Here is a 14,463-nt window from a genome sequence, read left to right on the forward strand (position 1 = left end):
AAGGCGATGTCATCTGTTAAATGTCCATCGCCTTTAAATGTGCAATATTCAGTTTTTCGCAACACTTGCATAAGATGCTGGATTAAAGCCTCTAACAGTTAAATATTGTGCCAATTCTCCAGATATTATTGCAGGACATTTCTGTAATTCCATTAAGTTTTTTGCGCCTAACGCTGTCATCATCATAGCCAAATCTTCATATACCGAGTGGATATCAGTGATTAGCTGCTTTTCTCCATCTTGCATAGCGGTTTTCAAAAAAGAGCCAGCTAGACCAACCGCATCCGCCCCTAATAAGAATGATTTGATCATATCTCCGGCATTTGAGATCCCGCCCGATGCTAAAACGGTTTTTTCAAATATGCTTTTTACTTCTACTATCGCAGCGGCTGTTGGAATGCCCCAATCTTCGAAATATGACAACTTTTTTTGGCGACGCTTATTTTCAATAGATGCGAAGTTTGTTCCACCAAAACCACTGACATCTATAGCGGAGATCGAACAATCGCTAAGTTTTTCCGCTGTTTCTCGTGATATACCAAAACCAGTCTCTTTGACAATTACAGGTACACCAACTTCTTCAGCTATAGCCTGTATTCGCTCAAGAGCACCGCGAAAATCGCGGTCTCCTTCTGGCATCGTTAGCTCTTGCACAACATTTAAGTGAATTTGTAGCGCATTAGCTTCAATCATTTCTACTGCATCTCTAGCTTGTTGCAGAGTTGCTTCACTCCCTAGATTACTAAAGAAAATGCCATCTGGATTTTCTTTTCTCACAATAGCATAAGTCTTTCTTTCATTAACATCTTTGAGTGCTGCCATTTGCGACCCTACCGCCATTGCCATGCCCGTTTCTTTTGCTACACGAGCTAAAAGACCGTTCAATTGTTGCGTATTGTGTCCACCGCCTCCCGTCATTGCATTAATAAAAACAGGTGATTTTAAATTCAAATCACCTGTTTTTGGTTTTATGCAAATATCGGATACCGCTGAATCCGGCAAAGCTTGGTGAACAAAACGAATATCATCAAACATGCTTTTCTTGCTTTGTCCTGTTGATAAAGCAAATTGTATATGATCCATTTTACGTTCAGCTCTCGACATCTTATTCGGATTTAAAACCTTTTAGTTTATCACCGATAACGTCACTGATTGAGAAACCAGATGACTCTTCAGGCATATCGTAATTTGAGAAATCTTGCTCACCTTGTTTTTCTTGCAATTCTTTAATGCTTAAGGAGAGACGTTTATCAGCTTTATTGACTTCTAAAACTTTCACTTCTACTTTTTCGCCTTCGGTCAAAACCTCGTTTGGTGTTGCAATGTGTTTATGTGCAATTTGAGAAATGTGAACTAAACCTTCTACTCCAGGTAAAACTTCAACAAAAGCACCATAGCTAACCAATCGCTTGACAGTTCCTGTATGAACAGATCCCTTAGGCGCTTTTTCATCAATAGCATCCCACGGCCCAGGAAGTGTATCTTTGATCGATAATGAAATCCGTTCAGAATCACGGTCAACAGATAAAACTTTGACTGTCACTTCTTGACCTTCTGTTACCACATCCGAAACTTTTTCAACATGTTCATGCGATAATTGAGAAATATGGACAAGTCCATCTACCCCACCTATATCGACAAAAGCTCCAAACGAAGCAATCCGCTGAACCTTTCCTTTTAACTCATCACCAGCATGGATGTTATCCATAACTTGTTCTTTTTTCGATTCTTTTTCATTCTCAACAACTGCTCGATGAGAAAGGATTAACCGATTATTTTCTTTTTCCATTTCGACAATTTTAAATGTTAGTTCTTTTCCTTTGTAATCTTCAAAAGACTCGACAAAATAGTCTTCTACTAGTGATGCAGGAACAAATCCACGCACGCCTAAGTCGACAACTAAACCACCTTTAACAACATCTTTTACTTCAGCTTCGATGATTTCACCCGATTTAAATTTTGTTTCCAACTCGTCCCATGCCTGTTCAGCATCAACTTTGCGTTTAGATAAAACAAAATTCTCATCTTCGACTTTAGTAATGATTAGCTCCAATTCGTCACCAACTTCGACTGAATCTGAAGCTTTTTCAATGTGTAAGCTAGATAACTCACTGATTGGGATGATCCCATCAAATGGCGCACCATCAATCGTTACCGTAACTGCCTTTTCTTCGATTTTTGCTACTACCCCTTTAACGCGATCTCCTGTTTGGAAGTCACGGTTTTCCATCTTATTCGTTTCCTCTGACATAAGTAGCCCTCCTTCACAAACTATCCACCTTCTATTTTATTCGAATTCTCTAATAAAAACAAAAATTATCACTTATTCCCTGAATAGTCATCTAGAATTTTTTGGATACTCGCCATTATAACTTCAGTTACTTCCTCGACAGATGCTTTTCGCTCACGAAAAGGCGCCATTTGAATTGGTTCACCATAAACTACTTGTACTTTTCGGAATGCTTTATATGGTCCGATAATCGCACATGGCATAACGTCTGCATTGCCTCGTAACGCAAAAAAACCTGCTCCACTAAGACCCTTTTTCAATACGCCGTCTGTTGAACGCGTACCTTCTGGAAACAATCCAACTACATCGCCGTTTTTCAATATCTTTAATGCGGTACGCAATGCTTCACGATCGCTCATGCCCCGTTTAACCGGAAATGCATTTACTTTCGGTAAAATTGATTTAAGTATTGGTGCATTGAAAAGCTCTTCTTTTGCCATGAAATGAACCGTCCGAGGAGCAGTCATTCCGACAACCGGTGGATCTAGAGCATGGATATGGTTGGAACAAAGAAGAATGCCGCCATCTTTTGGAAAATTATCTGTGCCGATTACTTCAAACCGGTAAAGAGGACTTAATATTGTTTTTACAAGACCTTTACCAAATGCATATAAATTCACTTTAAACCAACCTCTCTTCAGCTAATTTCAATATTTCTTGAGCCGCTTGTTCTATTGTCAAAGCTGTAGTATCCAAATATATAGCATCTTCCGCCTGACGTAATGGAGCTACTTCACGTTCACTGTCCATTTTATCTCTCTTAGCAATTTCAGCTTGAAGATCTTCAAGAGACGTCATTATCTCTCTCTTTTGATTTTCCGCAAATCGTCTTCTCGCTCGCTCCTCAACAGATGCTGACATGAAAACTTTTAACGCAGCATCCGGGAGAACATGCGTGCCAATATCCCGACCATCCATGACCACTCCACGACCTTCAGCCAGTAGTTGTTGCAATTCGACCATACGCATACGAACCAATTCATGCGCCGCCATTTGTGACACCGATTTTGTTACATTTTGTGAACGTATTTCTTCTGTAATATTACGTTTATCAAGAAAGACTAGCTGACCATTTTCAGACGGCTGCAAGTCAATTTCAGTTTCTGCTAATAATTTTCCGGCTTCTTCGTTACTCGCCATATCAATTCCTGTTGCTAAAGCTTTCATCGTAATAGCACGGTACATAGCACCAGTATCGATGTAAACATAACCCAACTTTTCTGCTACAATTTTCGCTATCGTGCTTTTTCCAGCAGCTGCCGGTCCATCGATTGCTATTTGTATCGGTTTCATCAAAATAGTCACCTCATCCTAAGTATTCATCATATTTTAACATAAAAAAAAAGTCTTCATGTGTAAGACTTTTTTAGTATTCACTTTAATCTTCTGAATGTCCCCGCGAACTATGATCGCTATAATGTGACATCGAAAGTTGGTGAGCTTGCTTTGCTTTTTGAAGACCAAACCACCATAAGAACAGCATGAATGGAATTGCTCCGTACACGATATTATCGTATATATACAAACTCATATTATACGCAAGATGCAAAATTACCGAGCTAACAATAGCCCAGCCAATCCACCGTCTGCGCTTATTACTTTTGCTAAATTTGGCTTTACCAAAATAATAACCCATTACTACCCCAAATAATGCATGACTCGATACCGGTAAAAACGCACGAATAAAAGCTGTTTGTAAGCCAAATTCTAATAAGTATAAAATATTTTCGACTGTTGCAAACCCGAGTGAAACGCTAGCACCATACAAAATGCCATCATATGGATCTTCAAAATCGACGTGACGATAAATAGCTATTAATATTACTAACCATTTGAAAAACTCTTCAATGATGCTAGAAAACACTACATTTTGTATAAAACTATTTGTAAAAACACCTTCAGCATCAAAGACATATTGAACAAAAAGAATTGGAAATGTTAAAACAGCTCCATAAACAAAACTTTGAAACAGCAACTTCGAAGGTTCGCCAGCAAATTGATCGCGTAAATAAAAATAACTAAAAAGCGCCAGACCCGGGGCTATTGCTACTGTTAGTAAAATAATCATACGCGTACCCCTTTAGTTGGATTACACTTATTTTTCAAACTTATGTGTATATTTTTCATGTCATATAGAAAACTTATTGAAATTTTATCTTTCAAAAGCATTTGCTTGAATCAGGTCTTGAGTCGATAACAATACTGCAAGCTTTATACGCGCTTTCTTACTGTCGTAATCACTCCCAAGAATCACACCGCGAGTCAATAGATCATGAGCGCTGCCTGGATAGCTATATGTAGGATAAGTGTTTCCTTCTTCAGCACTAGTTGTCAAGACGACTGGTATACCCTGTTTGATCGCATGATCAATCGCATCTATCATATGAGGGGATACTTGCCCCCTACCGGCCGCTTCTAAAACAATCCCTTTTGAAGGTCCCGCTACTAATTGTTCAATTAAAAAGCCATCTTGTCCTGAATGGCATTTAATAATATCCACACGCGGTAATTGATCATTCACCATATGTACTTCATGCATAATCGGTTTCTGGTAAATACGTACAGTATCGTTATCAATAATCCCAAGATAACCATGACCAAACGAGTCAAAACCTTGTAAATTACTAGAGTGAACCTTCTTAACGTATTTCGCACTATAGATACGCTCATTAAATACGACGACAGCTCCTATCCCGCGCAGGTTCGGCTCAACAGCTACGTATATAGAGTTCTGTAGATTCGAGTAAACATCTGTGCCAACTTCTTCTGGGGACCGCTGAGAACCAGTGATAACTACTGCACGATCGTCATCAATCGTTAAATCTAAAAAGTAAGCTGTTTCTTCTAATGTATCTGTTCCGTGTGTTACAACAACTCCTTCAACTTCAGGATCTTGTAATTCTTTTAGGATCGCTTGTCTAATTTCCATCATTTGTTCAAAACCAATATGCATACTTGGCAACTGGAAGGCATCAACTACTTTAACTTCAATTTCTTCTGGGAGCTGGCAAAGCTCTGCTAATTCTTTCCCTGAAATTGCTCCAGATTTTAACCGTCCATCTGAAATTTCTCGACTGGCAATTGTTCCGCCTGTTGTAATCAATGATACTTTTTTCTTCATCCCAAAACTCCCCTTCTAAATCATAAAATTATACGTTTATGTATAGACGGTAAAAAAAGAAGGCACGATTATGCTATACCTTCTTTTTTTGCAATAGCTTCCGCAATTTGCAGTCCATGAAAGCGCCCATTTTCAATAAAAATCTCATTCGCATTATTCCCTGCTGCTATAACACCGGCAATATATAAATTATCTACATTGGTTTCCATCGTTTGCTCGTCAAAAGTGGGTCTTCCGCTTTGTTGATCAATGGAAATGCCCATAGATCTTAAAAATTGATGGTCTGGATGATAACCAATCATCGCAAATACAAACTGGTTCGGAATCGATTCTTTTTGATCATTAACGGTTAGCTCAACAAAGTCATCCGTGATACGGTCTACCATCGAGTCAAATAACATCGTAATTTCGCCTTTTTTCACTAACCCATCAAATTCCGGTAAAATCCAAGGTTTAATGCTTTTAGAATAACTCGTTCCGTGGTAAGAAACCGTTACTCTACTACCCGCCTTGTGCAAAGCTAATGCGGCATCTACAGCTGAATTTTTGCCACCAATCACTAAAACATCCTGATCAAAATAAGGGTGTCCTTCTTTAAAATAATGCATCACTTTTGACAAATTTGCGCCTTCTACTTCAAGTTTGTTTGGTTGGTCGTAATAACCAGTCGCAGCGACTACATATTTTGCCTGATATTGACCTTTTGACGTCGTGACTTTATAAAGGCCTTCTTTTTCAACTTGTTCAACTGTCTCGAAAGGTCGCACTTGAATACCACTTCTCTTAACAACTTCTCGGTAATATACGAGAGCTTGATTTCGTTTTGGTTTGCGACCTTCAATGATAAAAGGAACGTCTCCTATAGACAACTTTTCACTTGTACTGAAAAAAGTTTGATGAGTTGGGTAATTGAAAATGGCATTAACAATATTCCCTTTCTCAATAACAGTTGTTTGCAATCCTAATTTTTTCAACTCAATCGCAGCTGATAGTCCGCAAGGGCCGCCTCCTATGATAAGGGCATCTACATATTCCATTTCAAAACATCTCCTGTAATTAATCCTCATATAAGCATAAAGGACTTATGCTTTGTTTGCCAAACTTTATTCTCTCACTGTCTTTGGAATAATTGTCAGCAAATGATATTCAGCCGGAGCACCTAACCTAAGATGTAAAGTCGTTGTGCCGAATCCATTTGTAATCAGTTCAATTCGATCATTTTTATATTTCATAGCACCTTTTTTAAACATTCCAAATGGACCTACCCGAATTTGACCGCCATGTGTGTGCCCAGCAAGTAACAAATGGGCTGAATATGGCTTTTTAATCTTCCAAAAATCAAAAGGTGTATGTGAAATAAAAATCACGGTATCTTGTTTCTCAACATTGCTAAATGCGTTTTGTAACCCATCAGGCTTATATGCAAAATGATCAATTCCAACCAACTTCAATTGTGAATTGTTAAATAAAGAAACTGATTTATCTTCTAATATAATTACATCGTATTGATCAAATATTTTTCTAAGAGCTTGTTCATCTACTTCTCGGTCGTTATTTCCCCAGACAAAATAGACAGGTGCAAGAGAGCGTAAGTTTTTAACGTTTTTAGCTACTCGTTCAAGTGGTACACCTTTTTCAACTAAATCCCCACCAATTACAATTACATCCACAGGTAAATTGGTAAATTCTGCTTTAATACTTCTTCGGTGGATGTCAGCAATAAACAGCAAATTAAATGGCTCAAAAGGTTTTTTTGCAGGCAAGCTAATTGTTTTTTTCACAACATTTTCTGAAAAAGCATTTCGTATCATATACAGCAGCAGAGATAATGCTAAAAATCCAAACCGCATTAAATATTTCATGTAGAGCTTCCTTTCATATAAAGAAGAAAAAAACATAAGCAAGGCTTATGTTTTTCTTTCATTTTACTATTTGTCTTCTGCAATATCCAATACTCGGAAGCCAGATTTTTCAAGTTCTTTGACAAAGCGATCGATATTGTCTTTCTTTTCAACCTTTAATACGATACGTCGAACCATTTTATTTGTCTCATCAAAAGTAACTAAGGAAATTACAGACTCCTTGTATTTCTCAATAATTTCTCCTAATCGTCCAATGCGACCTTCTGATTCTACAGAAGTAAAAGTAATTCGATATCCTGGTTTATCAATACCGAATGCACTTTGTAATTGGTTAACAATGTCAAAACGAGTAACAATTCCTAGGAATTGACCCTTGTCAACTACTGCAATGATTGGAAAATCATTAAGTTCGACTAAAGCCTTTTCATAAACATCGTTAATTGTTAAGTAAATTTCTTGGTTTACAATTACATCACTCACTTTAGTTGAGCTAATGAATTCTTCTTTTGATTTCCCTGAGTAGAAAAACGCACGATATGCATGGTACCAAGTAAAGATACCTTTATACTCTGATCCATCAACTACAGGCAAAGCATCGATTGTGTGTTTTTCTAATAAGTCGAAGCCTACTTGCACTGAATCTTCTAATTTCACTGTATAACATTTTTCTCTTTTTACCATTACACTTTTAACAAACATGTATTCGCCCCACCTTCTATTTTTTTGCTTTTATCTTTCATTTACTATTGTAACCTCATCACTACTTATGGCAATGTCAAACTTTGCCCTGGGCTAATACTATTCGATCCTAAACCATTTGCTTGTTTGATTTTTTCTACAGCGGCAGCTGCTCCTGCTGCACCGTAATTATTAACAGCAATTCGATATAGCGTTTCACCAGGTTTCACTACATAAGTTTTGCCTGATGCGCTCGGAGTTTCTTCTTTTTTATCTGCTTCTGCTTTGGCTTGAGCATCCGCCTTCGCTTTTGCTTCAGCTTCTTTTTTTGCTTGTAGATCAGCTGCAGCCTTCGCCTCGGCATCCGCTTTTGCTTGGGTTTCTGCTTGGGCTTCTGCTTTTTCTTTTTCTACTTGTGATTGGGCTTCTGCTTTTTCTTGTTCTACTTTTGCTTTTGCTTCGGCTTCAGCTTTTTCTTTTTCTGCTTTTGCCTCAGCTTCTGCTTTTGCTTTATCTGCTTCTTTTTGTTCTTTTTCTTCTTTTTCCGCCGCAGCGACAGCAGCACTAGATGGCTCAGCATTCATTTCAAAACTTACTTCGTTCTCTGTAGGTTTGGCTGTCAAAGTATCGTTGGGTTCAAAAAAGAAAGCTACATAAATCAATAAAGAAACTGGAATTAAAATAAATATAAAAAACAACACCGGCATTAAAAGACTTTTACTTTTTTTAGCTTTAGGCTTTTGGGCTTGCCTTTGAGCTGCTCTAGACAATTCTGATTTGTTACCTACTGAAATTTCTTGCCGATTCTTTTCAATCGACTCATGATAACTATGATTCCCCATACTTGACTACCCCTATCTGTACTAATATATCTATTATGACGAAAAAAGGCTCATTTGTAAATGACAGTTAATGAAATCCTTATATAGGTAATATTACACTTAAACGCTCATTCCAATCAAGAGGTATTGGCTTTTTATTAGAAAAAGAAAATGCTTCGAAAACTTCATAATTAATCCCATCATTCACGCAACAATTGTCAGGTTTGTCTAGAAGTTCTTGGTCAAAACTGCTGATTATATAACTTCTTATACAATTATCGCTCGAGATTAGCTCTCGAATTTTCGCCGCTTGTTTCTTTTTGCCTTTTCTTAGCCCTTCAATTTGACTTATTACGCCGGCTAACGGTAATTTTGTCATCCAATAAGCAATAACTCGAAATGCGGTTTCTCTTACGATTCCTCGATCTATTAAATAAGTCGCTGAAGGTCCATCATTAAAAACAGCCTCTATTTCATGTCGTGTTGGCAAGTCATCCGTCACTAAGCTTTCAAGCAAAGCTTCATCTCCTTGAGCATAGAGCAATGTCGCCAAAGCAGGCAATCCATCTCGACCAGCTCTTCCAACTTCCTGCACGTACCCTTCAATCGAAGTTGGAACTTGAAAATGAATAACTTGTCGTATATTTGCAATATGCACTCCCATACCAAAAGCATTTGTAGAACAAATCCACTCTACCTCTCTGTTTTGGAACTGCTGTTGAACAAAAACTCGATCTTGATGTTCCATTCCCCCGTGGTAAAAAGCAGATGAAATCCCTTGTTCCGTTAAAAGCATAGACAGCTCTTGGGACTTTTTTCTTGTACCCGCATAAATAATTCCAGGACCTTTAAATTTCAGGATAAAATCTTTCAAAAACTCAAGCTTTTTATGGGTGTCTTCAAATTTCTTTATATCGTAAACAATATTTTTTCTATCCATTGGATGACAATAAATAAAAGGTTTTATGAGTGCCAAATACTCTTTTATTTCTTCAGTAACTTTGTCTGTAGCAGTAGCAGTCAGCGCTAAAACTTGAGGGAATTTCAAATCGGGTAAAATTTCAGAGATCCGCAGGTAATCAGGCCGAAAATCAAAGCCCCATTGAGAAATACAATGAGCTTCATCGGCTACTAATAAAGAAACCCGTATTTCTTGCAGCTTTTTCTTAACAAACGGCTGAACTAGCATTTCCGGTGAGATAAAAATAAATTTATAAGAACCAAGCTTTTTCATAATTCTCTCTTTGTCTTCTGGTTTTAAAAAAGAGTTTATTGCAACGACTGATTTTTCACCCATTTTTTTTAATTGAGCTACTTGATCTTGCATCAACGACAACAATGGAGAAACTATTAATATACTATCTGGCAAAATTTTTGCCGGCAATTGATAACAAATTGACTTTCCCATTCCGGTTGGCAACAATGCAATAACATCTTCACCAGCTACTATCTTTTCAATCACTTCCTTCTGCCCAGGACGAAAGGAAGAAAAGCCATAAGTAGTGTACAATAATTTCTCCAAATTCATTAATGTTCCTCCTTGACTGCCAATGCGAGTCGTATTTGAAAATAGCTCGCTTCGGGTAAATTTTCTTTAATTTCACGTAATCTTTTTGTTTTATTACGGTGACTCTCCGTAATAATTGTTGTGTATAGTTCAGTACTCATAAATGGTTTATAATTGAAATACGGGTCATTCATAGCAAGTTCTACGACATGATCTTCAATGGTACTTGTTTTTAATTGCCTTAAGGAAGCAATTTGTTCTAACGTAAAACCTCTTTCAAACAACTTTTCTGTACGCTGTGCAGTTGCTGTTAGCGAAGACTGTTGAACAATGCCCTCCATTAACCCTAAGAGCATAGGTGACTTTGTTTGCTCTATTACATTCATCCAACTATGCAAAGCTTCAACTGTCATTAATTGTACGTCTAAAACAGATAGTTTTTTAGCCGATGCAATTTGTTGCCATGTTAGACCACTTAATCCAAAACCTGTTAATCGCTCTACTATAATCATTTTATGTGTTTCAGAAATATTGGTTTTGGATAAAGTAGTAAAGAGTTCTTTTTTAAACGCTTGGGCTACTGCTAAATCGCGAAAGTGAATTTGTTGCAAATATTTTTTCACCCACATTTGTACTTCTTCATTATTAACAATAGGATCGAAAATTTTTATGGACTGGCTGACATGGGATAAAGTTTGAACAATTAGTGACAAGCGGCTAAAAAAGAGTTTTTCTTTTCCTCTATATTTCCATCCATTTAGAGAAGACTCGAACGCAGTTAAATTTAATGCCTTTTCTGATAGCTCAAGAACTTGCTCGTTTGCTATCAAATAGCCTTGTGTAAATAATTGTTGAACCACTTGGTCATAAGCTTTCTTATCCAATTTTGGCAACACACCAAAATAAGGATAAAGGCCAAAATAGCCAATATCCTGTATTGTTTGTCCGGACTTCTTTCCTTTTATTAAATGATAAGGAGAAGAGATTGTCCGTTGTCGATCGAGTGGCTTCATAATGGCCAAAATAAGTTCACTAAATAACAAGCTTGCACCCCCTAACGGTTTAAGGTTGAAAAACTACTCAAACACCTTTAGAATAAATACGATAGTATAACTGAACTTGTTCGGAGATAAAGGAGTGGAAAACAATATGGCTAAGTATACCATTGTTGACAAGGATACTTGCATCGCTTGTGGTGCTTGTGGTGCTGCTGCACCCGACGTTTATGATTACGATGATGAAGGAATCGCATTTGTTATTTTAGATAATAACATGGGAACTGAACAAGTTCCAGATGAACTCGAAGAAGACATGGAAGATGCATTTGAAGGCTGTCCAACAGATTCTATCAAAGTAGCAGATTCATCTTTTGAAGGCGATCCTTTAAAATACGAAGACTGATTAACAAAAAAAGCGTTCTGGGACAATCCCAGAACGCTTTTTTTGATGTGACCCGGCCTAACCGGGAACTTCAAATTTTCTATATCTTTTATAATAAATAGTAATTTCGTTGTTTTTGAATCCATGTGTGCATGCTGCTAAACATTAGCAAAACGACCGCTGTTAAAAGAACACCTTTGATCAAGTTAAAAGGAAGTATCCCTAAAACAATCATTCCAAATAATGCGTCACCAGTAGTTGGTGGCATATTAAGGAAATACGTATACATTGGAAGGAAAACTAAATAATTTAAAACGCTCATTCCAATTGCCATAATTAGTGTTCCAATTGTTAATCCGAAAGCCATCCCTTTTTTCGTTGCCACTTTATGATAGATGAAATAAACTGGCAAAATAAATAAGAGACTCGTTACGAAATTCGCCATATGACCGACTGGAACTCCTGTAGGACTGCCTGCAAAAAGCCAATCTAAAATGTTTTTAAAGAATGCTACTAAAATTCCCGCAACCGGTCCCATAGTAATTGCTGCGATTAATGCAGGTACATCACTAAAATCTACTTTCAAAAATGCTGGTAATGCTGGTAATGGAAAGTTGAAAAGCATTAATACAAAGGAAATACTGCTCAACATCCCTATCGTAATCATTGTTTGTAGCTTTTTGTTCTTCATATTCCTCTCTCCTTGTAATGATTCACCAGAAGAAAAGTTTGGACTCTGTATTTACACATAAAAACCCTTAAGCATTAAATACTTAAGGGAGAAAAGGCACACTTAATAAGCGTTCCGTCTACATGTAAACGACAAACGTCCGCACCTTCACCTTCTCCCATCCAGACTATACTGTCGGCTTTGGAATCTCACCAAATCCTGCGTTTTACGGCTCGCGGGCTTATGAACAGAGTTCAATTACCGCCGGTAGGGACTTGCACCCTGCCCCGAAGATGAATCGATATTTTGTTATGCCCTAATATTAGTATAAAAAAGAAGGGTTGTAAACAAATTTGTTTACAACCCTTCTACTACTTATTGTATTGACCATTCCAATAAATTAGGTGCTAATGGAATCGGCATTGGTTTAGTAAAGTCAAAACCATTCCAAATTTCCTGTTGGAACCCTTTTACTACCACTTCTTTATCAAAAGTATTAGCAGTCAGTACAAGACTTTCAAGCATACGAACTATATCTAACCGATCCATCGATTCTAAATCGACATTATTCTTAAAATCAACTTCTACGATTTTCTCTGTTTCTAATACTTGATACTCTAAATTTTGCGGAATAGTGGCTTCATATACATCATTGGGCGCATCTGCTAGTGCTGTAATTGCTTGTTTCGCAGAATTAAACGGCATATTGTAACCTGGTGCAAGGTATATTTCGCCATTGTTCGTTTGATAAGAATAATAAGCCAGATTTTTAGCTCCTGGAACTAATTTTTCAACTGGTCCAATTTGAGAAAACTCGATAGGAGAACCTTCTTCATTGGTTACACTAATTTCTTCAACATCAGCAAATGTCTCTGTCATCGTATTCATGTAAACATTAATACTGGCTGAAGCTAAATCATACTGGTGATTCCCCGGCAACGAGTGACGAATGCCAGTAGCTGTCTTCTCTAAAGTCCCAACGTACGGATGATAGTCATCAAATCCTAATGCGACTTCATCTAGTTTATCTGCATATTTCTGATACAGCTCTAATGATGATGGTAAAGTATTTTCGAATGTTTTTGTTATTTCCTCATTTGGAATAAGGAAAGACACTGGTATAACGAATGCATTTTCAGTCATCCCAATAGTCATCAATGTTTGATCACCTATTGACTCTTCATAAACCGCAGTTCGCAACGTTTCCTCTACTTGAGCTGTTGAATATGAATCTGCACTTTCATTACGAGATTCTTCAGCTGCAGGTAAACTTTCTTGTTCCTCTATACTTTCCTGAGTCTTCATTTCTGCCCCATTATTAGAACTGTCTCTATTTTGTGCAGAATCGATACCATTTTGATTGATAATGGAGGAGACCAACAGTCCAACAGCGATAAACGCCAACGCCGCGACAAGAAGCGGTAGCCATCTATTTGGACGCTTATGAACCGGCTCTTTTTGAACCAATTGATTGTATACTTTTTCTTTTGGCCGGTTATCTTTTATCGCGGGGAAACCCTTCAACAAATCTTCGATAGAATCATCGGTCCATTTGTTATTCGGCATTTCCATCTCCCCCTTCCCTAGCTATTAATTTTTCGCGCAAGGCCTTAATTGCACGGTGCTGGGTTGTTTTCACTTTCCCTTCAGTCCAAGCTAACACTTCAGCGGTTTCTGAAATTGATAAATCCTGAAAGAATCGCATAATAACGACCATCTTTTGATCTCCTGTACACGTGTCCAATGCTTTGTATAAAAATATCTTATCTTCGTTTAATAAAGAAACTTCTTCTGGTAGCTTTTCCGATGAAACTAGTTGCTGAGTTTCCCAATCAAAATACTCCATCGAATGTTTTGAGCGAACTGCCGCTTTACGAAAATGATCAATTGCTACATTTTTAGCAATTGAAAAAAGCCATGTTTTCTCAGAACTTCTTCCTTCAAATCGATCATAAGCACGAAACGCACGAATATAAACTTCTTGCATCAAATCTTCCGCAAGATGCCTGTTTTTCACTAGATAAATTAAAAATTGAAAAACATCCTGATGATATTCATCATACAGTCGGTGGAAAACGGAGTCCTTCAATATACTCCCTCCGTTCTTTAGATTGGTCGTCTCTGAAACTGAAAA

At 37.5% G+C, this 14,463-nt stretch carries 16 protein-coding genes and 1 riboswitch; of the genes, 1 reads left to right on the forward strand and 15 read right to left on the reverse strand.

What is annotated here, in order from left to right; all coding sequences use genetic code 11:
- Window positions 1-48: 48 nt before the first annotated feature.
- From fni to PLANO_RS09255, 12 genes are all read right to left on the reverse strand, one after another.
- The gene (fni, locus tag PLANO_RS09200) at window positions 49-1,083 is read right to left on the reverse strand and encodes a type 2 isopentenyl-diphosphate Delta-isomerase (RefSeq protein WP_269429569.1); all 1,035 of its coding nucleotides are present in this window, start codon (window positions 1,081-1,083) and stop codon (window positions 49-51) included.
- Window positions 1,084-1,105: 22 nt separating this feature from the next.
- Entirely contained in the window at window positions 1,106-2,251 is a 1,146-nt protein-coding gene (gene rpsA, locus PLANO_RS09205) for a 30S ribosomal protein S1 (protein ID WP_038704164.1), read from the reverse strand.
- Window positions 2,252-2,319: 68 nt separating this feature from the next.
- Window positions 2,320-2,910: a lysophospholipid acyltransferase family protein gene (locus PLANO_RS09210; RefSeq protein ID WP_038704165.1), complete on the reverse strand. Its 591-nt coding sequence runs from the start codon at window positions 2,908-2,910 to the stop codon at window positions 2,320-2,322.
- 1 nt (window position 2,911) lies between these two features.
- Window positions 2,912-3,586: a (d)CMP kinase gene (cmk, locus tag PLANO_RS09215; RefSeq protein WP_197053082.1), complete on the reverse strand. Its 675-nt coding sequence runs from the start codon at window positions 3,584-3,586 to the stop codon at window positions 2,912-2,914.
- A gap of 82 nt (window positions 3,587-3,668) precedes the next feature.
- On the reverse strand, window positions 3,669-4,358 hold the full coding sequence (prsW, locus tag PLANO_RS09220; RefSeq protein WP_038704167.1) for a glutamic-type intramembrane protease PrsW: 690 nt from the start codon (window positions 4,356-4,358) through the stop codon (window positions 3,669-3,671).
- An 84-nt stretch (window positions 4,359-4,442) separates the two neighbouring features.
- Entirely contained in the window at window positions 4,443-5,411 is a 969-nt protein-coding gene (locus PLANO_RS09225) for an asparaginase (protein ID WP_038704168.1), read from the reverse strand.
- Between the two features lie 68 nt (window positions 5,412-5,479).
- Entirely contained in the window at window positions 5,480-6,448 is a 969-nt protein-coding gene (locus tag PLANO_RS09230) for a YpdA family putative bacillithiol disulfide reductase (RefSeq protein WP_038704169.1), read from the reverse strand.
- A gap of 66 nt (window positions 6,449-6,514) precedes the next feature.
- Window positions 6,515-7,273: a metallophosphoesterase gene (locus PLANO_RS09235; RefSeq protein ID WP_038704170.1), complete on the reverse strand. Its 759-nt coding sequence runs from the start codon at window positions 7,271-7,273 to the stop codon at window positions 6,515-6,517.
- 66 nt (window positions 7,274-7,339) lie between these two features.
- A complete protein-coding gene (locus PLANO_RS09240) occupies window positions 7,340-7,972 on the reverse strand; it encodes a CBS domain-containing protein (protein WP_038704171.1) in 633 nt (210 codons plus the stop codon).
- 65 nt (window positions 7,973-8,037) lie between these two features.
- On the reverse strand, window positions 8,038-8,793 hold the full coding sequence (locus PLANO_RS09245) for a LysM peptidoglycan-binding domain-containing protein (RefSeq protein WP_038704172.1): 756 nt from the start codon (window positions 8,791-8,793) through the stop codon (window positions 8,038-8,040).
- Window positions 8,794-8,872: 79 nt separating this feature from the next.
- Entirely contained in the window at window positions 8,873-10,300 is a 1,428-nt protein-coding gene (locus PLANO_RS09250) for a RecQ family ATP-dependent DNA helicase (protein ID WP_038704173.1), read from the reverse strand.
- Window positions 10,300-11,322 (reverse strand): YpbB family protein, encoded by a 1,023-nt coding sequence (locus tag PLANO_RS09255; protein WP_038704174.1) that lies wholly within the window; start codon window positions 11,320-11,322, stop codon window positions 10,300-10,302. Before PLANO_RS09255 ends, PLANO_RS09250 begins: the two co-directional genes overlap by 1 nt.
- A 106-nt stretch (window positions 11,323-11,428) precedes the next feature.
- On the opposite strand from PLANO_RS09255, the gene PLANO_RS09260 reads away from it, so the two are divergent.
- Window positions 11,429-11,680 carry a ferredoxin gene (locus PLANO_RS09260; RefSeq protein WP_038704175.1) on the forward strand — a complete coding sequence of 84 codons (252 nt, stop codon included), beginning with the start codon at window positions 11,429-11,431 and terminating at the stop codon, window positions 11,678-11,680.
- Between the two features lie 88 nt (window positions 11,681-11,768).
- On the opposite strand, the gene PLANO_RS09265 is transcribed toward PLANO_RS09260, so the two are convergent.
- The 3 genes from PLANO_RS09265 to PLANO_RS09275 form a co-directional block, all read right to left on the reverse strand.
- A complete protein-coding gene (locus PLANO_RS09265; protein ID WP_038704176.1) occupies window positions 11,769-12,350 on the reverse strand; it encodes an ECF transporter S component in 582 nt (193 codons plus the stop codon).
- A gap of 145 nt (window positions 12,351-12,495) precedes the next feature.
- A riboswitch (FMN riboswitch) is annotated at window positions 12,496-12,628 on the reverse strand.
- Window positions 12,629-12,704: 76 nt separating this feature from the next.
- Window positions 12,705-13,895 (reverse strand): GerMN domain-containing protein, encoded by a 1,191-nt coding sequence (locus PLANO_RS09270; protein ID WP_038704177.1) that lies wholly within the window; start codon window positions 13,893-13,895, stop codon window positions 12,705-12,707.
- On the reverse strand, window positions 13,885-14,418 hold the full coding sequence (locus PLANO_RS09275) for an RNA polymerase sigma factor SigX (protein ID WP_038704178.1): 534 nt from the start codon (window positions 14,416-14,418) through the stop codon (window positions 13,885-13,887). The genes PLANO_RS09270 and PLANO_RS09275 overlap by 11 nt, the downstream gene beginning before the upstream one ends.
- Between the last annotated feature and the right edge of the window lie 45 nt (window positions 14,419-14,463).

This window comes from Planococcus sp. PAMC 21323, assembly GCF_000785555.1.
Taxonomy (GTDB): domain Bacteria; phylum Bacillota; class Bacilli; order Bacillales_A; family Planococcaceae; genus Planococcus.